Origin of the sequence: Micromonospora sp. NBRC 107095 (genome assembly GCF_030269705.1) — a bacterium.
GTDB lineage: Bacteria > Actinomycetota > Actinomycetes > Mycobacteriales > Micromonosporaceae > Micromonospora > Micromonospora parva.
Map to the genome: position 1 here is coordinate 575,482 of NZ_BSTU01000006.1, position 19,059 is coordinate 594,540.

The window sequence follows — 19,059 nt, forward strand, 5'->3', positions numbered from 1 at the left end:
CCGCTGGTTCCGACGCCGAACCGGTATCGCCCGGCCCGGCCTGGCAGGATCTTTGCCATGAGTACGCACATCGGCGCGAAGCCGGGCGAGATCGCCGAGCGGGTCCTGATGCCGGGTGACCCCCTGCGGGCCAAGTGGATCGCGGAGACCTACCTCGAGGGCGCCACCTGCTACTCGACGGTCCGGGGCATGCTGGGCTTCACCGGCCGCTGGAACGGCGTCGAGGTTTCCGTCCAGGGTTCCGGCATGGGCATGCCGTCGGCCTCCATCTACGCCCACGAGCTGATCAACGATTACGGCGTGAAGACGCTGATCCGGGTCGGCTCCTGCGGTGCCCTCAGTACCGACCTGCAACTGCGGGACGTGGTGGCGGCGATCGGATCGTCCACCGACTCGAACATGAACCGGATGCGCTTCGACGGGCTGATCGACTACGCCCCGGTGGCCGACTTCGGGCTGCTGCGGACGTCGGTCGAGGTGGCGGAGCGGCGCGGCATCAGCATGCACGTCGGGCCGATCCTGGCGGCGGACGCCTTCTACACCGACCGGCCGGACCTCTACGACACCCTCGCCGACTACGGCGTGCTGGCGGTGGAGATGGAGTCCGCGGCGCTCTACACGATCGCCGCCCGGTTCAAGGCTCGCGCGCTGACCGTGTTGACCGTCAGCGACCACATCAAGACCGGCGAGAAGACCACCTCCGAGGAGCGCGAGCAGACCTTCAGCCAGATGGTCGAGGTCGCCCTGGACACCATCATCGCCTGACCTTCCGTCCTATCCGCCGCCCCGTCGTCCGTCCGGACGGCGGGGCGGCGTGCTGTCGATGGGTGACGACCGTCACCCTAGTAAAACAATACGACCGATCGTGCTTATTTAGTACGGTGTCGACATGACCGTCGACGGACGCCTCGCCCGGGGCGAACGCACCCGCAACGCCGCGCTGGACGCGGCCGTGGTGCTCGCCACCCAGGCCGGCCTGGACGGGCTCAGCCTCGCCCAGCTCGCCGACAGGCTCGGGGTGAGCAAGTCGGGCCTCTTCGCCCACTGGCGGTCGAAGGAGGCGCTACAGCTCGCCGCGATCGACCGGGCCGTGGCGCTCTGGCAGGAGCGCATCGTGGAGCCGGCGCTGCTCGCACCGCGGGGCGTACGGCGGCTCCGCGCCCTGCACGACGCTCGGCTGGGCTTCTACGCCAGTCGGGTGCTGCCCGGTGGTTGCTTCTTCGCCAACACCCAGTTCGAGTTCAACGCCCGCCCCGGCCCGGTCCGCGACCGGCTCGCCGAGACGTACAGCCAGTGGACGGCGTTCCTCGAACGCCTCGTCCAGCAGGCGGTCGACGCCGGTGAACTCCCCGACGACCTGGACGTCCCGCAGCTGGCGTACGAGATCGACGCGCTCGGGATGGGTGCCGCGATGCAGTCCCGGCTGCTCGACCCGGACGCCGCTTATCGGTACGCCCGCGCCGGCCTGCTGGACCGCCTGCAGGCGCTCTGCCCCGACCCGACCCTGTTAACGGAAGGCCCCTCATGACCCACGCCGTCGCCGACCATCCCACCGTCGAGTTCGGACACGTCGAGCACGTCACGGTGCACTTCGACGACCTCGACGCGATGGGCATCCTGCACAACGCGCGATACGCGGTGCTGCTGGAACGGGCCCTGACGCCGTACTGGACCCAGCGGGGGCTGGCCTACCGGGGCAGCGCCACGCCGCCGGACCTGTTCCACGCGGTCCGCGAGTTCGCCATCACCTACCGGGCGCCGATCGTCGCCACCGGCCCGGTGGCGGTGCACTTCTGGCTCGAACACCTCGGCACCAGCAGCGCCGAGTACGCCTTCCAGTTCCGCTCCGTCGACGGCGACACGGTGCACGCCGAGGGGCGCCGGGCGATCGTCCGCCTCGACCCGGCGACGTTGCGGCCCGCGCCGTGGACCGAGGCCGCCCGGACGGTGGCCGCAACCCTGCTCCGTCCCACCGCCTGACGCGCCCGGCAACGCCTTCGGTGCGTCCGCTGTCGCCTGGGCAACAGCGGACGCACCGAAGGACGCACCGTCCCGGCGACCCTCAGCCCAGCGCCTCGGTGGGTGCGAGCCGGGCGGCGCGGACGGCCGGGTAGAGGCCGGCCAGACCGCCGATCACCAGGGTCGCCCCGACGCCGCCGGCCATCGCCCAGACCGGCACCACGGTCGGCCACTGACGCCAGAGGGCGTAGCCGGTGGTGACCAGGATGCCGAGCAACACCCCGCCAGCCCCGCCGAGCGCCGAGAGCAGCAGTGACTCGGCCAGGAACTGGACCCGGACCTGCCCCCGGGTGGCCCCCAGCGACCGCCGTAGGCCGATCTCGGCGCGCCGTTCCAGCACAGAGATGACCATCGTGTTGGCCACCCCGACCCCGCCGACAAGCAACGCGACCGCGCCCAACCCGAGCAGCAGCCCGGTGAACGCCTCGTCGGTGGCGGCCGCGGCGGCCAGCGCGTCCGAGGGCCGGGAGACCTGCACCTCGTTCGGCGCCTCCGGGTTGGCCGTGGCGCCGAGCACGCCCCGGACCGCCTCCACCGAGGCCTCCCGCGACCGGGTGTAGACCGTGGTCGGGTGCCCGTCGAAGCCGAGGTACGCCGTCGCGGCGGGCCAGCCCACCAACGCCGAACTGTCCAGCTCCGGGGCGAGCGGGGCCGGGGCGAGGATGCCGACCACGGTGAACCAGCGCCCACCCAGGTGGACCTGCACGTCCGGTCCGGCCGCGCCGAGCCCCAGCCGTCGGGCGGCGGCGTCGCCGAGCACCACGGCCGGATACCGCTCGGTGGCTTCGTTCAGCCAGGTGCCGCTGCGTACCGTCGCGCCGACAGTGCCGAGCAGCCCGAGCTGGGCGGCCCGGGTGGCGATGCCGCCCGTCTCACCAGGCGGAATGCGGTCGGTGCGGTAGACCGGGGTGTCCGACAACTGGCCGGTGGCGGCGACATCGGTCACCGGCGCGATGCGGCCGATCATGGCCACCGACTCCACGGGCAGCTTCGCCTGATCACCGAAGAGCGTGTTCCCGGGCGCCACGGTCAGCAGGTTGGTGCCGAGCCGGTCCAGCGTGCGGTCCAGGTCGGCGCGGGACGACGACGAGATGCCGACCACCGCGACCATCGCCGCGATACCGATCGCGATGCCCAGCGCGGAGAGGAACGCGCGCAACGGCCGGGTGCGCAGTCCCACCCCGCCGACCCGGAACACGTCACCCGGGCCCAGCCGGGCCGGCGTCAGCCGTGGTCGGGTGTCCACCGGCACCGGCCGCAGGTGGGTGTCGGTCGCCATCAGCGCACCTCCTCGACACGGCCGACGGCCGGGTCGGCCAGCACCCGGCCGTCGCGCATCCGCACCTGCCGGGGCAGCCCGTCCGCGATCTCCCGATCGTGGGTGATCACCAGGACCGTGGTGCCTGCCGCGTGCAGGTCCCGCAGCAGGGCGAGCACCGCGGCGCCGGCGACCGAGTCGAGGTTGCCGGTCGGCTCGTCGGCGAGCAGCACCGCCGGTTCACCGACCACCGCCCGGGCCACCGCCACCCGCTGCCGCTCCCCGCCGGAGAGTTCGTGCGGTCGATGGGTCAGCCGGTGGCCCAGCCCGACCCGTTCCAACGCCGCCTCCGCGCGCCGCCGCCGCTCCCGTCGGGGTACGCCCGTGTAGAGCAGCCCGTCGGCCACGTTGTCCAGCACCGGCGTGCCGGCGGCCAGGTGGAACTGCTGGAAGACGAAGCCGATCCGGCGGGCCCGCAGCGTGGAGAGCTGCCGGTCCGGCAGGGTCGCCACGTCGTATCCGTCGATCCGTACCCGGCCGGCGGACGGGCGGTCGAGGGTGCCGATCAGGTTCAGCATCGTCGACTTGCCGGAACCGGACGGACCGACGATCGCCACCAGTTCGCCGTACCCGATCCGCAACGAGACCTCGCGCAACGCGACGACCCCGCCCGGGTACGTCCGGGTCACCCCGTCCAGCACCACGGCGTCACCGGTCACGCCGGCACCCCCACGGTCAGGCCCTCGGTAACGTCCGGCCCACTGACCTCGACCCGGCCGGCGGCGAAGAGCCCGGTGGTCACCGCGACGATCCGGCTCCGGCCACCGTCGACCACCTCGATCCCGTAGCCACCCTCGGCGAGCGCGAGCAGCGCCGCCACCGGCACGGTCAACACGTCGGGGCGCTCGGCGGCGGTGAAGGTGACCTCGACGCTCGCCTGGTCGTACCCCGCGAGCTTCGCCGGATCGGTCACCGAGACGGTCACCTCGATCTTCGTCTCGGCCTCGGTGGACTGCCCGGCCGCGCCGTCCGAGCCAGCCTCGATCACCGTTTGCACCGACTCGACCTTTCCGGGCACCGGGTCACCGTCCGGCAGGGCGACGCTCACCGCGCCGCCCTGCTTCGCCAGCCGCTGGTCGTCCACGTCCAGCTCGACGGTGACCAGCCGGCTGGTGCCGGTGTACGTGAGCACCGCCTGACCGGGCTGCGCCACGTCCCCGGTCGCCGCCTGGTGGCCCTCCACCCGCACCGCGTTGTCGGCGTAGACGATCCGGCCCGGCTCGACCCGGCCCGTCTCGGGCAGCCCGAGATCCTCCTGCCACTCCCGCACGGCGTCGGCGGTGCTGCCGGTGTACTCGTCGTCGACCGTGAAGCCGTCGTGGCCGAGCGCCCGCAGGTTCCGCTCGAACTGCGCGACGTCCGCCCCCTCGACGCCCGGTTCGAGCACCCGGTACGCCGGCAGCGACCCGTAGAGCAGCAGCACCGGGTCGTCGTCGACCGCGTACAGCCGTCCGCCCCGCTTCACCACCGTGCCCGTGTCCGGCAGACCGGTGATCGTCCCGCCGATCCGGGTGGTCGCCGTCTTAGGGCTTCCGTAGCCCAGCTCACCGTCCACGTCCTGCGCGTCGGTCAGCGTCTGGCGGGTGACCACGGCGGTGGCCGGCGGGGTGGTGCCGGCTGACGCCGTACCCCGGTCGGTGCCGCCGAAGCCGACCGCGGCCACGACGCCGGCCGCTGCCGCGACCACGACGGCGACGGTCAGCGCGACCGTCCGGAGCCGAAGACGACCAGCCTTCACCGGGTGGCTCCGGCGATCTTCGGCGCGTACTGCCGGCACTTCTCCATCGCGGCCTTCACCTTCGGGTCCTTGATGTTCACCTGGTCGAGCCGCAACTGGATCCCGCCGTCCGCCGACGGGTCCGGGAACTCCGGCACGCCGTTCTCCCGCATGCAGACGGCGAGCTTGCGCAGCCGTTCCACCTGCTCCGGGTCGAGCTTGAGCTTCTCCCCACCGTTGGGCAGGTGCTGGCGGCACTTCTCCATCGCCGCCTGCACCTTCTGCGGGTCGGTGTCCTTGCCGAACCTGAACACCCGACCGCCACCCGGCTCGGGATCCGGCACCTCCACCCCGTTCTCCCGCATGCACTCGCTGAACTTCAGCTGCCGTTCGTCGTCGCTGAGCTGGGCCGCCGGGCTGGCGGACGCCGCTTGCGCCCCGCCACCACCGGCGGTCGCAACCGCCGGCTCGTCGCCCGATCCGCCACAGCCGGCGACTGCCAACGCGAGCAGCAGCGGCAGCGCGAACAGTCCTCGTCGCATCGCACGCTTCCTCTCCCGGGCCCGGTGGATCCACCGGGCGCTGCGTTCCGCCCGACGGAACCCGCCGGGCGTCCCGGTCAGTTGACGACAAGGGGCGTATCCCGGGCGTAACCGCCGACGTTTACGGTGGCGTTATCCGGGCCCGGGGCACTATTGGCGGGTGAGGGTGCTGGTGGTCGAGGACGAGAGCCTGCTCGCCGAGAGCATCGCCGAGTGGCTGCGCCGCGAGGCGTTCGCGGTCGACGTCGCCTACGACGGTGACGCGGCGCTGGAACGGCTCGGCGTCAACGACTACGACGTGGTCGTCCTGGACCGGGACCTGCCGGTGGTGCACGGCGACGAGGTGTGCCGGGCGATCGTCGACAGCGGCGGGGAGACCCGGGTGCTGATGCTCACCGCGGCGGCGGCGGTGCGGGAGCGGGTGGCGGGCCTGGCGCTCGGTGCCGACGACTACCTGACCAAGCCGTTCGCCCTGGTGGAACTCTCCGCCCGGGTGCACGCGCTGAGCCGGCGCACCCGCCGGGCCGCGCCGCCCACTCTGACCCGGGCCGGCGTCCTGGTCGACCCGGCGCGCCGCGAGGTGCACCGCGACGGCCGGTACGTGCCGCTTTCCCGCAAGGAGTTCGCTGTGCTTGTCGAGCTGCTGCGCGCCGAGGGCGCGGTGGTGTCGGCCGAGGAGTTGCTGGAGCGCGCCTGGGACGAGCACATCGACCCGTTCACCAACGTCGTCCGGGTCACCGTCATGAAGCTGCGCCGCAAGCTGGGCGAGCCGCCGGTGGTCGAGACCGTGCCCGGTGTGGGATACCGAATACCGTGAAGCGCTTCTCGCTGCGGGCCCGGCTCACCCTGATCTACGGCGGCCTCTTCCTGGTCGCCGGGCTGGTCCTGCTCGCAGTCACCTACGTGCTCGTCGAGCAACGGACGGCGCAGCCGTTCGGGGTGGCGCTGCGCGACGTCAAGCCGATCGTCCCCGAGGTGGGGACGAAGCTCTCCGGCAACCAGGCCGAGCAGCTGCGCCTCATCATCAGCAAGGCCCAGGACGACGCCCGGGACCAGACGCTCTACTCACTGCTCACCCAGGGCGGGATCGCGCTCGGCCTGGTCTCCGTGGTGGCCATCGCCTTCGGCTGGCTCATCGCCGGCCGGGCGCTGCAACCGCTGCACCAGATCACCGGGACGGCAAGGCGGATCGCCGTGGGCGGCCGCGGCCTGCACGAACGGATCTCGCTCCCCGGCCCGCACGACGAGGTACGCGAGCTGGCCGACACCTTCGACGAGATGCTGGAACGACTGGACCGCTCCTTCGACGGGCAGCGCCGCTTCGTGGCGAACGCCTCGCACGAGCTACGTACGCCGCTGGCGCTGAACCGGTCGCTCATCGAGCTGGCGGTCACCCGGACCGGCGCCTCCGAGGACGTACGCCGGCTGGGCGAGTCGCTGCTCGCGGTGAACGAGCGGCACGAACGGCTGATCGACGGGCTGCTCACCCTGGCCGACTCGGAGAACGAGGTGACCGCCCGATCCCGGGTGGACCTGGCCGATCTGGCCGACCACGTGCTGGACCAGGCCGTCGTGGGCGAGGGTGGGCCGGCGACGACCCGGGAGCTGGCGCCGGCGATGGTCCACGGCGACCCGGTGCTGCTGGAACGCCTCACCACCAACCTGGTGGAAAACGCGCTGCGGCACAACGTGCCGTCCGGCGGCTGGGTCCGGGTGAGCACCGGGCAGCGGGACGGTCTGTCGACGCTCACCGTGCGCAACAGCGGCCCGGTGGTGCCCGGCTATGACGTGGAGGCCATCTTCGAGCCGTTCCGCCGGCTCTCCGGCGAGCGGGTCGGCGGCGGGCGCGGATTCGGCCTGGGGCTCTCCATCGTCCGGGCGGTGGCCCGGGCGCACGGCGGCACGGTGACCGCCCGACCGTGCGAGGGCGGCGGGCTGGAGGTCACGGTCAGCCTGCCCCCGGCCTGAGTCCGCCGGCAGGTCAGCGGAAGAACGCGCGCAGGACGGTGGCGGTCTCGGCCTCCAGCACCCCGCCGTAGACCTCGGGGCGGTGGTTGAGCCGGCGGTCCCGCAGCACGTCCCAGAGCGATCCGGCCGCGCCGGTCTTGGGCTCCCACGCCCCGAACACGACGGTGGAGACCCGGGCCAGCACCAGCGCCCCCGCGCACATGGTGCACGGTTCGAGGGTGACCACCAGGGTGCAGCCGTCCAGCCGCCAGCGGCCGGTGCGTTCGGCGCCTCGGCGCAGGGCCAGCACCTCGGCGTGCGCGGTGGGGTCCCCGGTCAACTCCCGTTCGTTGCGTCCGGTGGCCAACTCGGTGCCGTCCGGGCCGTAGAGCACAGCCCCCACCGGCACGTCGTCGACGTCGGTGCTGACCGCGTCGTCGACCGGCGGACCGGCGACGGCGACCTCCAGGGCACGGCGCATCCACAGCTCGTGCCGCTGCCGCCGGCCGACCTCACCATTGTCGGCAAGACCCTCGTGGGCGCCGGGCCCGGCGCGGCCCACCGCACCGGGGGTCGGCTGGCCCGGCCGGATCGACTCCAGCGACGGATCGGTGGCGTCGGCCGGCTCAGACCTCACGCAGCTCCTCGACCTCGTCGGCGCAGCCGAGCACCTGGCAGATCTCGGCGGTGACGTCCGCCGGCATCATCCCCTCGTGGGTGCAGAGCGTCAGCAGCTTCTGCGCGGAGATGCCGAGGTTGGCCAGCAGGTCGGCGTCACCGACCGGGTCGGCCTCCGGGTCGACGACGGGCTGTTCGCTCTCGTCGTCGCCGCTGGTCGCCGGGCGGGGCTCGTCGTCACCGTCGAGCCCGGTGACCGAGGTCTTCAGGTCACCGACCAGCAGCGCCCCCAACTGCGACTCCTCGGCGTACGCGGAGTCCGAACCGAACACCCGCAGGTCCTCGCCCTCGTCCAGGCGCAGGATCACCAGGTACGCGTCGTCGGCCTCGACGAAGAGGAGCGACACGTCGGCCTCCTGGTCGACGTCACGCAGCCGGTCGGCGACCTCGTCGATGTCGGTGGCGCCACGCAGGCTGACCTCGGCGGCGGTCCAGCCACTGTCGTCGCGCACCACGGCCGCAGCGAAGTACGACACGGTCCCCCCAATAGCCCTCGACACAGCGTCGACTCGTTACGCGTGCACGTTAGCCGGTCGGGTCGGCAGGCGACCCGTCAACGCCCCGAAGGGCGGGTCATTCCTGACAAAGTCGGATCAGCCGACGACTCGACGGCGGGTGGCGATGAGTTGGCGCAGACGCTCGGTGCGCTGCCGCTGTGGTCGGCTGCGCTGGCGGACCGCCCGGGCACCCGCCAGCTCGGCCAGCAACTGCAGGCGGCGGCGGCTGCGATCGGGATCCTGTCGCGGAGTGGTCCAGACCATAGTGCCGAGCGTGCCGAGTCTGGGCGGCCACGTCAAGACGGCGTTCGCTACGCAGCCAACCGGGCACGCGGCGCAGTCACCGGGCGGCGTTCCGGGGCCGGTCCGTGCCGGTCACCACAGCGGCCAGTCGCCACTCGTGGCCCAACGGACCGCCACCACGGCGGCGGCGATGCTCCAGCCACCGGCCGTGACGATGGCGACCCCGGTGGCCACCCCTCGGTCGCCGTAGCGGACCAGCACCAGGGCGGTGACCCAGGCCAGCAGGCCGGCGAAAACCGTCCACCACGCGTAGCTGGCCACGTCGGTGCCGAGCAGGCCGAACAGCAACAGCCAGGCGGCTGCCGCGCCACCACCGGCGGCGACACCACCGCCGGTGACCGGGTTCGGCTCGCGGTAGGTGGGCCGGGCCGGGGGCCCGGAGGGGAAGAGACCCGACGGGGTACGCGGCATCGGCCGGGCGGCACCGAATTCCGGGCCAGGTTCGGGTCGGGCAAAGGTCACCGTCGCTGCCCTCCTCACGCGTGCCGCTCGTGCCCACGGTACCGGCTCTGCCAGGATGACCGGATGGCCTCGCCGACGATCAGCCGCCGCGCTCGTCCGGCGTACCCCGTCCTGCTGCTGCTCGCCCCGGTGCTGGCCGCCGGTTGCGCGACCACCCGGCCGGGGGTGCCCGACGGCGCCGCGCCGACGCCACCGTCGGTCTGGGCGACAGCCGACCAGCCGGCGTCGCAGCCGCCGACGCCGGCTGCGACCGACCCGAGCCCGGCGGCGCCGTCGGCGACGGCACCCCGCGTCGGGCTGAAGCATGTCTTTCCGGTACGCGCCGACAAGGTCGACTACCACCCGACGCACGGGGCGTACCCGGCGACGGACCTCTTCGCCGACTGCGGCGAGCCGTTCGTGGCGGTGACCGACGGGACGGTTCTGGAGGTGAGCCGCGTCGACCGGTACCGAAAGCGTGGGCCACAGGGCCCGGACAACGGCGGGCTGTCGGTCTCCCTGCTCGGCGACGACGGGGTGCGGTACTACGGCTCGCACCTGAGCGCCGTGACCAGCGGTGTCGACGCCGGGGTGCGGGTCCGCGCCGGTCAGCAACTCGGCAAGGTGGGCCGCACGGGCAACGCGAACAACGTCTGTCACGTGCACTTCGGCATCTCGCCGGCGTGCACCGGTAAGGACGGCTGGTGGATCCGGCGTGGGGTGATCTGGCCGGCGCGTTACCTGGACTCCTGGCGGGGCGGCGGCAACCGGGAGCCGGCCGCCGAGGTCACCGCATGGCAACGCCGGCACGGCTGCCCGAAGGCGCCCTGACATGACACGCGCGAGGGATCCCATCGCCGACCTGCGCCGGATCGCGTTCCTCTTGGAACGGGCCAACGAGGCCACCTACCGGGTACGCGCTTTCCGGTCGGCCGCGAAGGCGTTGGCCGGCCTGCCCGCGGCCGAGCTGACCGAACGGGCCGGCAACGGCACGCTCACCGAGTTGGCCGGGGTCGGTGACGTGACGGCCCGCTGTGTGGCGGAGTCCCTCGCCGGTGAGGAGCCGGTCTACCTGCGTCGGCTGGTGGCGACCGAGGGCAGCGACCTGGACGCCGAGGCCACGGCGTTGCGCGCCGCCCTACGCGGCGACTGCCACACCCACTCGGACTGGTCCGATGGCGGTTCGCCCATCGAGGAGATGGCGTTGGCCGCGGTGGAGTTGGGCCACGAGTATCTGGTGCTGACCGACCACTCGCCCCGGCTGACGGTGGCCCGGGGGCTGACCGCGGCCCGGCTGCGCCAGCAGCTCGACCATGTGGCGCAGGTCAACGCGGCGCTGCCTGAGGGTTTCCGGATCCTCACCGGGATCGAGGTGGACATCCTCGCCGACGGCTCCCTGGACCAGGAAGACGACCTGCTGGCGCGCCTCGATGTGGTGGTCGGGTCGGTGCACAGCGGGCTGAAGGACGAGCGGTCGAAGATGACCCGGCGCATGGTGAAGGCGGTCGCCAACCCACACCTGGACATCCTCGGCCACGTCACGGGCCGGATGGTGTCGTCCCGGCCCGCCGGGGTGACCGGTCCGGGCGATCGGGGGCACCGGGCGCGTACCCGGGCGGAGAGCGACTTCGATGCGGACGCCGTCTTCGCCGCCTGCGCCGAGCACGACACCGCCGTCGAGATCAACTCTCGGCCGGAGCGGCAGGACCCGCCGAAGCGTCTGATCCGCCGCGCGTTGGAGGCCGGCTGCCGGTTCGCCATCAACACGGATGCGCACGCGCCCGGCCAGCTCGACTGGCAACGGTTCGGCTGCGAACGCGCAGCACTGTGCGGTGTCCCCGCCGACCGGGTGGTCAACACGTGGTCGGCGGAGCAGTTGGTGGCCTGGACGCACGACCGGCGCTGACCAGCCCGACCCGCCCGCTCGACGGCCGCACGGCGCTGATCCACTCGCCTTTCAGGAAATCGGGGTGTCCGGGTCCGCAGGACACCCCGATTTCTGAAGGCTCTGTCGAACAGGTGGCCGGTCAGCGGCGGGCGGGTTCGGCGGCCGGGGTGGCGGGTGCGCCGACGCCGACGACCGGGCTGGTCCGGCGGCGGCTGAACATCCCCTGCGAGACCGCGACCCCGAGCAGCACGATGAGCGCGCCGACCGGTTGGTGCCAGTTGAGTCGTTCGTCGAGCGCCACGGCACCGATCAGCACCGCGAAGATCGGGATCAGGTACGTGACGGTGGACGCGGTGCTCGCGCCGGCCACCCGGATGTTGCGCATGTTGATGACGAACGCGAGGCCGGTGCCGAGCGCACCGAGGGTCAGCACACTCGCCACCACCCCCGCCGAAAGCTCGGTGGGCAGCGGCGGCAGGCCGGCGACGAAGGGAGTGACGATCGCCAACTGCACGGCGGCGAGCAGCAGTTGCGCGGTGGAGAGCGACAGACCCGAGTGCGTGCTGCCGGCGACGAACCGCTTCTGGTACGGGATGGCCACGCCGTAGCAGGCCGCCGCGCCGAAGCACATGAGCTGCCCGACGAAGTGGGCCCCGCCGATGCCCTCCCAGACCCCGAGCACCACCAGCACCCCGACGAAACCGAGCCCGAGCCCGACCGCGCGGCGCACGGTGAGCCGCTCGGTGCGGAAGACCAGCACCGCCAGCGGCAGCACGATCAACGGGGTGGTGGCATTCCAGATGCCGGCCAGCATCGACTCGACCCGCTGCTCCCCGTAACCGAAGAGGGTGAACGGCACTGACACGCCGAAGGCGGCGACGACGGTCAGGTGCGCCCAGACCCGGGGCTCGCGGGGCAGCCGGTCGCGCAGCACGGCGAGGACCACCAGGAGGGTCAGCGCGCCGGCGAGGACCCGGTAGAGGGTCAGTTGGACAGGGTGCAGCTCGGCCACCCCGACCTTGATGAACAGGAAGCTGGATCCCCAGATCGCGGCGAGGGCGACGAAGCCGGGCAGCCAGGCGCGGACCGGCGCTTTGTCAGGAGTGGTATCGGTGGTCACCCCTGACACTCTGCCGTAACCGTACGACAAAGTCGCGCGCCTTTCGGCCGTCACGCCGTGCCCGAACCCGCAGCTCGAACACAACAAACGTCGGCGACAAGGCGGTGGGGTGGTCACGTAGTGTCGCAGCGTGGGACGAATTGATGAACTCGCCAACCGCTACGTGGCCGAGTGGGCGCCGTTGAGCCCCACCGGCGCGACCTTCGTCGGCATCGCCGGCCATGACGATCAGCTCGACGACCTGTCGCCCGACGGCTACCGGGCCCGCGCGGACCTCACCCGCCGGACGCTCGCCGAGCTGGAGGTGACCGAGCCGGAGACCGAATCGGAACGGACCGCCAAGGAGGCCATGCAGGAACGACTCGGCCTGGACCTCGCCCGGTACGATGCCGGCGAGGTGACCAGCGAGGTCAGTGTGATCACCAGCGGACTGCACGAGATCCGCATGGTGTTCGACCTGATGCCCACCGCGACCAGCGACGACCAGGCCAACATCGCCGCCCGGCTCAACGGTTTCGGCGCCGCGCTGGAGGGCTACAAGACCACCCTGCGCGAGGCGCTCGCCGCCGGTGCGGTCAGCTCGAAGGTGCAGTTGGTCGAGGTGGCCAAGCAGTGCGACATCTGGGTCGACCCGACCGGTGACAACTTCTTCCACGGGCTGGTCGAGCGGCTGGGAGCGGAGGGCACGCTCGGCTCGGAGCTGCGCCGGGGCGCAGCGGCGGCGACGGCGGCGACCGCCGAGTTTGGCCAGTTCCTGCGTACCGAGCTGGCCCCGCACGGGCGGGACAAGCAGGCCGCCGGCCGGGAGCGCTACGAGCTCGCCTCTCAGTACTTCCTCGGTGCCAAGATCGACCTGGACGAGACGTACGCCTGGGGTTTCGCGGAGCTGGCCCGGCTGGAGGAGGAGATGCGCGTCGTGGCGGGGCGCATCGCCGGCTCGGGTGCCACCGTCGACGAGGCGGTGGCCAGGTTGGACGCCGACCCGGCCCGGACCATCCAGGGCAAGGAGGCCTTCCGGGACTGGATGCAGGCGCTGGCCGACAAGGCGATCACCGAGCTGCACGGCACCCACTTCGACATCCCGGAGCAGGTCCGTCACATCGAGTGCTGCCTCGCCCCGACCAGCGACGGCGCCATCTACTACACCGGCCCGAGTGAGGACTTCTCCCGCCCGGGTCGGATGTGGTGGGCCGTGCCGCAGGGCATCAGCGACTTCTCCACCTGGCGGGAGGTGACGACGGTCTACCACGAGGGCGTGCCGGGTCACCATCTCCAGGTGGCGCAGACCGCCGTCCGGGCCGACCTGCTCAACCGCTGGCAGCGGCTGCTCTGCTGGGTCTCCGGGCACGGCGAGGGCTGGGCGCTCTACTCGGAGCGGCTGATGGACGAGCTGGGTTACCTGGACGACCCGGGCGACAAGCTCGGCATGCTCGACGGCCAGGCGATGCGCGCGGCACGGGTGATCGTGGACATCGGCATGCACCTGGAGCTGGAGATCCCGAAGGACAACCCCTTCGGCTTCCACCCGGGTGAGCGGTGGACGCCCGAGCTGGGCTGGGAGTTCATGCGGGCGCACTGCCGGGTCCCGGACGAGAATCTGCGCTTCGAGCTGAACCGCTACCTCGGTTGGCCGGGGCAGGCGCCGTCGTACAAGGTGGGTGAGCGGATCTGGTTGCAGGCTCGCGAGGACGCCAAGGCCCGCAAGGGCGCCGACTTCGACCTGCGGGAGTTCCACCGGCAGGCGTTGGACCTGGGTGCGCTGGGTCTCGACCCGCTGCGTCGGGCGCTGGCCCGGCTCTGAGTCGTTGACTGGTCCGGGTGCTGGCGGCTCGTCGTACCGCCAGCACCCGGAGCCATCGGGACTGCTGCCGTTCAGCCGAGTGCCAGCGCCAACGACGGCCGGGCGGTCAGCGTGTCACTGGTGACGTACGCCAGATCCATGACCGGGTCGGTGAACGTGATCGAGATCGGCAGGGTGACCGGGATCCCGTCCGGCAACGGCAGGTCCGGGGTCAGGGTGAGCTTGATGCCGAGCAGCTTGCCGACGAACCGGGTGGAGTAGAAGGCCACGTCACCGCGGACGGTCAGCCGGTCGGTCTTGTATCGCTGGGTGCGCCCGTCGGGGCCGTTGGCGACCAGCAGGAAGTCGTCGGTCACCGCCTCCCGCATGCTGAACTTCAGCACCTTGAGGCTGCCCTTCTCGGTCTGCAGTTCGGTGGTCCCGTCGAACCGCAGCCCGGTCATGGTGACCTTGGAGCCGGTGAGCTTGGACGGAGTCTGGCCCACCATCGGCAGATCCGGGTCTGCCGCGATGCGGGGCAGCGGCTTGCCCGGCTCCGCTTTGTCTGGCTTGTCGGGCGTCGTGGCCCCGGGCTTGCCTGACCCGCCCGGGTTCGGTGTTGGGCAGGCGGTGGACCCGGGACGGGCCGTCGGCGTGACTGTCGGCTTCGCCGACGGGCTGGCGGTCGGGGTGGCCGACGGCGTCGCGGTCTTCTCGTTGCGTCCACCGTTGAACAGGTCCCCGATTCCATCCAGGATGTCGGTGATGATGTTGCCGTCCCGCTCCGGGCTGGCGCTCGGTGTCGGGGTCGGCGTCCTGGTGGGAGTGGTGGGGCTGCGCGACGGCGTGACGGACCTGGACGGGGTCGGGCAGGCTGTCGCGGCGGGTCGCGTCGGTGCGGCCTGCACCGCTCCGGGCTGGGTGGCCAGGCCGGCCGCGGCGAGGCCCAGCACCAACAGTGCGACTCCGAACACCCGCGGATCAGCAGAACGTCCCGGCCACTCGGGGGGTGCGCCCGCGTCGGTCGCGTCGCTCGCCGGGCGGTTCACCGGTTCGCCGGCCGCGTCGGCCTGCCCGACTGCGATCCGCTCCGTGTCGAGCCGCTCCGTGTCGAGCGGCTCGACTCCGCGCTGCTCGGCGTGGGGCTGATCCGCGTCCGCCTGATCCGCGCCAGGCTGATCCGTGCCGCGCTGATCCGCGCCAGGCTGATCCGCATCGACCTGTTCGGCGAGGGGCAGTTCGGTGTCGGACAGGTCGGCAGCGGCTGGCGCGGGTCGGATCGGGGTCCAGGCGAAGGCGAGCGCGCTGCCGACGATGCCGAGCAGCAGACCGACGAAGAAGCCGCCGAGGTTGAGCCCGATCAGCGAGTAGACCGTTGTGACCGCCGCGACGACCGAGTAGAACAGCCGCTGCGTCGGGCTCAACCAGAGCAGCAGGGCGCAGGTCACCAGGATGACCGGGATCAGGAGCGAGAGCAGACCGGTGGCTCCACTGTGGAAGCTCAGGCCGTTGATCGTCATCCGGGTGGAGGCGAACATCTCCACCCCGGACAGGGCGATGAAGAGGCCACCCCAGAACGGTCGGCTCCGCTGCCAGCGGCGGAAGGCCTGCCACGCCTGGGCCGTGCCGCCGGGCCGGGCGTGGGACGCGTTGGCGGTTGTCACGTACTCCTCCTGGCGGAGCGGGGACGGGGAAGGGAACGGCACCCCCGGTGGTCGGCCACCGCAGGCCCGACTCACGTCAGAAGCACTCCTTGCCCTTGGCCTCGTCGCCCACGTTGACCTTGAGCCGGAGCCCGACCAGGTTGAAGGTGGCCGCCGTGGTGTACCGGGACACCTGCTGCAGGTTCGTGATGGTGACGTGGTCGGAGTTCTGGCCGAATGAACCCTTCTGCGCCGTCGCGTTCAGGTCGCTCGCGTCCCGGCCAATCTTGATGTTGGTGAACGTCGCGTTGCCGTCGAGCGAGTCCATGGCGATCAGCAGGTCCTTGGCCCGGGCAGGCTCCTTGCCCTCACCGGCGTTGATGGTGAGCACCACCGGCAGGCCGGGCAGGTCGGAGCGGATGGACTGGCAGAGGTCGTAGAGCTCCGCGCTGCTGATTTCGGCGACGGCGATCGGGTGGGTCCTGCCGTCCTCACCCTTCTCGCGGACGACGCCGCCGTACTGCTTGAAGCCGTCGCCCTCGAGGCGGGCCGCGCCGATCTTGAACGTCTGTCCGGACACGGTGACGTCGGACGCGATGGCGCCGGTCGACATGCCGAACAGGATGGCGCCGACGGCAGCGGTGGCGGGGACCGCCATGGCGGCGAACCGCCGCCAACGGGTACGACCCTGATCCTCAAAGCGATCCTGCACGGGTTCCTCCTCAGGTGGCCGGTCCCGGACTGGCGGCCTCGCACCGGGCACGTCACGTGTTACCGGCGGGTAACGATCGAGCCTGATCGTGCACCCGTTGCGGCGGGACTCACAACCCCCTGGCCATCCGGCGGCAACACGAGGGCGACCCGACAGCCGGTCGATGTCACGAATCGTGGAACTACCTGTGTGGACATAAGCCTCGGCGGCTGACATAGGCGGCACAACTCTGCCTCCCGACAGCGGAGAGTCGCAGGGCATCGAGGAATTACAATTAGGTAACGGATGTAAAGCACGCAGGCTGCGGAGAGCCGTTCGGCTCGTCCTCTCGCCCGAACATCCAGGCGATCCCGGAGACAGCAGGACCCCACCGAACGGCACGAGGTCCTAGGGTTTCGGCGTGCATCTGAACGACGTGCGACGCGACTGGACCAAGCTCGGAGCTGAAGATCCGCTCTGGGCCGTACTCGTCGAGCCCGGCAAACGCGGCGGACGGTGGGACGTCGGGGAGTTCCTGGCCACCGGCCGCACCGACGTCGAGGAGACGACCGGCCAACTTCGCCAACTCGGCCTGCCCACCCGCTGGGAGCGGGTGCTCGACTTCGGCTGCGGCGTCGGGCGACTGTCGCAGGCACTCGCCCCGCACGCGGACGAGGTCGTCGGTGTGGACATCGCTCCGACCATGCTGGAGACCGCCCGGCGACTGAACCAGAGCGCCGAGAACATCCGGTTCGTCCTCAACGACGCACCGGACCTGAGCCAGTTCCCCGACGGCCACTTCGACCTGGTCTACAGCGCCCTGGTGTTGCAACACCTACCGCGCCCCGCCATCGATCGCTATCTGGCCGAGTTCCTGCGCGTGTTGCGGCCAGGCGGCACCGCCGTCGTGGGGTTTCCCACCGAACCGGCGCACACGGCCAGGGGCATCGTCTGGCATCTGGCGCCGGCCCGCCTGATCAGCTGGGCACAGTGCCACCTGCTCAATTACCCGGCGCCGATGAAAATGACGGTCATACCGCACGCCGACATGGTGCGGCTCATGGCCGCACACGACGGGGAGATCGTCGGGCAGTGGCGCGATCGGCTGTACAGCGAAGACTGGGTCTGTACGCGGTACGCCGTGCGCCGCGCAGGGCATCCGAGGTAGATGCCGCCTCGCGAATGAGGGGTGGACCGCATGTGCGGTCCACCCCTCGAACGTGCATCGCGTCGTACCCGTCAGCGCTGCTCCACCTCGCCGTGCGCCGGGCGCTGGGTCGGCACCGTCGGGTCCTCGGACTTCCAGTTCGTCGACGCCGGCGGGATCTCGTCGGTCAGTGGACCGCCTGCGGGCTCGGTCCTGGGCTGCTCGGCGGTCTCCGCGTCGCGTACCGGCTCCTGGTCCACCCGGGTACGGGTCGGGTCGGCGCCGGGTGTCACAGCCGCGTCGGCGCGGTGCCGGGCGGCACCGTCGTCGGTCCGCATCACCAGCCATACGCCGACGACGAGGGCGATCAGACCAAGGACACCGGCGACGATCGGGCCCCAGAAACTGATCAGGCCGATCTTGAAGCGGTTGTCCTTGACCGTCTCGACACTGCGACTGACCGTGTCGTCGTTGTAGTTGAAGTCCGCGTCCAGCAGCACCGTGGCGGTGCCGGTGTCCGGGCGCAATTCCTTGTTCTGCTGTTCCCGGACGTTCACATAGGAGCCCGTCACCGGGTCGACCCAGAGCGTACGGGTGTTGCTGTAGACGATCTGACCGCTGGTGGCGCCGGGGGCGAACCTTCCGAGCAGCGGCTTGAGGCTCGCCTCCGGGGTGTTCAGCACCTCGTTTTCGATGCGCTGCTCGAAGCGGTACGCCTCGATGCCCTTGATCTTTTCCGTGCCGACGAACTTCGCCGGGACGGCCCGCTTCAGGTCACGGTCGAAAACCTGGTAGTCCCGCTTGTCGGTGCCGAACGGGAACTTGTAGATCTGGCCGGAGTAGTTCACGTTCCCGACCGGAGTCTGCTCCGCGCCGCTCTCGTTGAGCCACTGCTCCTTCCACGGGGCAGCCGCGCCGGAGATCCGGTCGAGAGCCAGCTCGGTGCTGTACTGGCTGACCACATCAGGGGTGTCGGCACGCCGGACCGTCTGGTAGACGTCCCAGATCACCGCTTCGCCCTTGAGTTCCTCCGGAAGCCGGTCCCTCGTGTCGTCCGGCTGAGGAATGACCTCGACGCTGGAGACGAGGTCACCTTGCAGGACCTCGATGCTCACCGACTCGCCGACGCGAGTGATCTTCAGGAACTTGGCGTTCTTTGCCTCCGCGACGGACGTCGTTGGTTCAAGGTCATACGGGAGCTTGGTCACGGAGGGGGCCACGTAAAACGGCAGCCCAGCCGCGAAGACCAGCAACAAAACACCGAGCCCGAAGAGCGCGGCGCCCACGCGAAGCTTCACTCATCCTCCTGTAGCCTGCCGCCCTACGAC

General features: G+C 71.3%; 21 protein-coding genes. 9 read left to right on the top strand and 12 right to left on the bottom strand.

The window, feature by feature from the left end:
* Positions 1–57: 57 nt before the first annotated feature.
* From deoD to QSK15_RS28445, 3 genes are all read left to right on the top strand, one after another.
* Complete coding sequence (gene deoD / locus QSK15_RS28435) at positions 58–765, top strand: purine-nucleoside phosphorylase (RefSeq protein WP_285797114.1); 708 nt, start codon at positions 58–60, stop codon at positions 763–765.
* 124 nt (positions 766–889) lie between these two features.
* Positions 890–1,528 (top strand): TetR family transcriptional regulator C-terminal domain-containing protein, encoded by a 639-nt coding sequence (locus tag QSK15_RS28440; RefSeq protein WP_285797115.1) that lies wholly within the window; start codon positions 890–892, stop codon positions 1,526–1,528.
* Positions 1,525–1,980 carry an acyl-CoA thioesterase gene (locus tag QSK15_RS28445; RefSeq protein ID WP_285797116.1) on the top strand — a complete coding sequence of 152 codons (456 nt, stop codon included), beginning with the start codon at positions 1,525–1,527 and terminating at the stop codon, positions 1,978–1,980. The genes QSK15_RS28440 and QSK15_RS28445 overlap by 4 nt, the downstream gene beginning before the upstream one ends.
* Positions 1,981–2,062: 82 nt before the next feature.
* Here QSK15_RS28445 and QSK15_RS28450 read toward each other — a convergent pair whose 3' ends face one another.
* Genes QSK15_RS28450 through QSK15_RS28465 form a run of 4 tightly spaced genes read right to left on the bottom strand, consistent with a single transcriptional unit; the run spans position 2,063 to position 5,596 of the window.
* On the bottom strand, positions 2,063–3,298 hold the full coding sequence (locus tag QSK15_RS28450) for an ABC transporter permease (protein ID WP_285797117.1): 1,236 nt from the start codon (positions 3,296–3,298) through the stop codon (positions 2,063–2,065).
* A complete protein-coding gene (locus QSK15_RS28455) occupies positions 3,298–3,996 on the bottom strand; it encodes an ABC transporter ATP-binding protein (protein WP_285797118.1) in 699 nt (232 codons plus the stop codon). Before QSK15_RS28455 ends, QSK15_RS28450 begins: the two co-directional genes overlap by 1 nt.
* Positions 3,993–5,075 (bottom strand): peptidoglycan-binding protein, encoded by a 1,083-nt coding sequence (locus tag QSK15_RS28460; RefSeq protein ID WP_285797119.1) that lies wholly within the window; start codon positions 5,073–5,075, stop codon positions 3,993–3,995. The genes QSK15_RS28455 and QSK15_RS28460 overlap by 4 nt, the downstream gene beginning before the upstream one ends.
* Positions 5,072–5,596: a hypothetical protein gene (locus QSK15_RS28465; RefSeq protein ID WP_285797120.1), complete on the bottom strand. Its 525-nt coding sequence runs from the start codon at positions 5,594–5,596 to the stop codon at positions 5,072–5,074. The genes QSK15_RS28460 and QSK15_RS28465 overlap by 4 nt, the downstream gene beginning before the upstream one ends.
* A 160-nt stretch (positions 5,597–5,756) precedes the next feature.
* Between QSK15_RS28465 and QSK15_RS28470 the strand changes: the two genes are divergently transcribed.
* Positions 5,757–6,413, top strand: coding sequence for a response regulator transcription factor (locus QSK15_RS28470; protein ID WP_285797121.1), 657 nt, complete (start codon positions 5,757–5,759; stop codon positions 6,411–6,413).
* Complete coding sequence (locus QSK15_RS28475; RefSeq protein ID WP_285797122.1) at positions 6,410–7,564, top strand: sensor histidine kinase; 1,155 nt, start codon at positions 6,410–6,412, stop codon at positions 7,562–7,564. The genes QSK15_RS28470 and QSK15_RS28475 overlap by 4 nt, the downstream gene beginning before the upstream one ends.
* A 13-nt stretch (positions 7,565–7,577) precedes the next feature.
* On the opposite strand, the gene QSK15_RS28480 is transcribed toward QSK15_RS28475, so the two are convergent.
* The 4 genes from QSK15_RS28480 to QSK15_RS28495 all read right to left on the bottom strand — a co-directional run bounded on the left by QSK15_RS28480 (position 7,578) and on the right by QSK15_RS28495 (position 9,432).
* A complete protein-coding gene (locus QSK15_RS28480) occupies positions 7,578–8,024 on the bottom strand; it encodes a nucleoside deaminase (RefSeq protein WP_279515566.1) in 447 nt (148 codons plus the stop codon).
* A gap of 145 nt (positions 8,025–8,169) precedes the next feature.
* Positions 8,170–8,697 carry a tRNA adenosine deaminase-associated protein gene (locus QSK15_RS28485; RefSeq protein ID WP_285797123.1) on the bottom strand — a complete coding sequence of 176 codons (528 nt, stop codon included), beginning with the start codon at positions 8,695–8,697 and terminating at the stop codon, positions 8,170–8,172.
* A gap of 117 nt (positions 8,698–8,814) precedes the next feature.
* Positions 8,815–8,982 carry a hypothetical protein gene (locus QSK15_RS28490; RefSeq protein WP_167337265.1) on the bottom strand — a complete coding sequence of 56 codons (168 nt, stop codon included), beginning with the start codon at positions 8,980–8,982 and terminating at the stop codon, positions 8,815–8,817.
* A gap of 111 nt (positions 8,983–9,093) precedes the next feature.
* Entirely contained in the window at positions 9,094–9,432 is a 339-nt protein-coding gene (locus QSK15_RS28495) for a hypothetical protein (protein ID WP_285797159.1), read from the bottom strand.
* A 114-nt stretch (positions 9,433–9,546) separates the two neighbouring features.
* On the opposite strand from QSK15_RS28495, the gene QSK15_RS28500 reads away from it, so the two are divergent.
* Together QSK15_RS28500 and QSK15_RS28505 are read left to right on the top strand one after the other, a co-directional pair.
* A complete protein-coding gene (locus QSK15_RS28500; protein WP_285797124.1) occupies positions 9,547–10,293 on the top strand; it encodes a M23 family metallopeptidase in 747 nt (248 codons plus the stop codon).
* 1 nt (position 10,294) lies between these two features.
* Positions 10,295–11,368: a PHP domain-containing protein gene (locus tag QSK15_RS28505; RefSeq protein WP_285797125.1), complete on the top strand. Its 1,074-nt coding sequence runs from the start codon at positions 10,295–10,297 to the stop codon at positions 11,366–11,368.
* A 121-nt stretch (positions 11,369–11,489) separates the two neighbouring features.
* On the opposite strand, the gene QSK15_RS28510 is transcribed toward QSK15_RS28505, so the two are convergent.
* Complete coding sequence (locus QSK15_RS28510; RefSeq protein WP_285797126.1) at positions 11,490–12,470, bottom strand: DMT family transporter; 981 nt, start codon at positions 12,468–12,470, stop codon at positions 11,490–11,492.
* Between the two features lie 130 nt (positions 12,471–12,600).
* Here QSK15_RS28510 and QSK15_RS28515 point away from each other — a divergent pair, with 130 nt between their 5' ends.
* Positions 12,601–14,271: a DUF885 domain-containing protein gene (locus QSK15_RS28515; protein WP_285797127.1), complete on the top strand. Its 1,671-nt coding sequence runs from the start codon at positions 12,601–12,603 to the stop codon at positions 14,269–14,271.
* Between the two features lie 71 nt (positions 14,272–14,342).
* Here QSK15_RS28515 and QSK15_RS28520 read toward each other — a convergent pair whose 3' ends face one another.
* Entirely contained in the window at positions 14,343–15,914 is a 1,572-nt protein-coding gene (locus QSK15_RS28520) for a DUF6114 domain-containing protein (protein WP_285797128.1), read from the bottom strand.
* A 76-nt stretch (positions 15,915–15,990) separates the two neighbouring features.
* Positions 15,991–16,605, bottom strand: coding sequence for a DUF6230 family protein (locus tag QSK15_RS28525; RefSeq protein WP_285797129.1), 615 nt, complete (start codon positions 16,603–16,605; stop codon positions 15,991–15,993).
* A gap of 400 nt (positions 16,606–17,005) precedes the next feature.
* Between QSK15_RS28525 and QSK15_RS28530 the strand changes: the two genes are divergently transcribed.
* Positions 17,006–17,752 carry a class I SAM-dependent methyltransferase gene (locus QSK15_RS28530; protein ID WP_285797130.1) on the top strand — a complete coding sequence of 249 codons (747 nt, stop codon included), beginning with the start codon at positions 17,006–17,008 and terminating at the stop codon, positions 17,750–17,752.
* Between the two features lie 71 nt (positions 17,753–17,823).
* Here QSK15_RS28530 and pgfA read toward each other — a convergent pair whose 3' ends face one another.
* Positions 17,824–19,029 carry a cell envelope lipid trafficking protein PgfA gene (pgfA, locus tag QSK15_RS28535; RefSeq protein ID WP_285797131.1) on the bottom strand — a complete coding sequence of 402 codons (1,206 nt, stop codon included), beginning with the start codon at positions 19,027–19,029 and terminating at the stop codon, positions 17,824–17,826.
* Between the last annotated feature and the right edge of the window lie 30 nt (positions 19,030–19,059).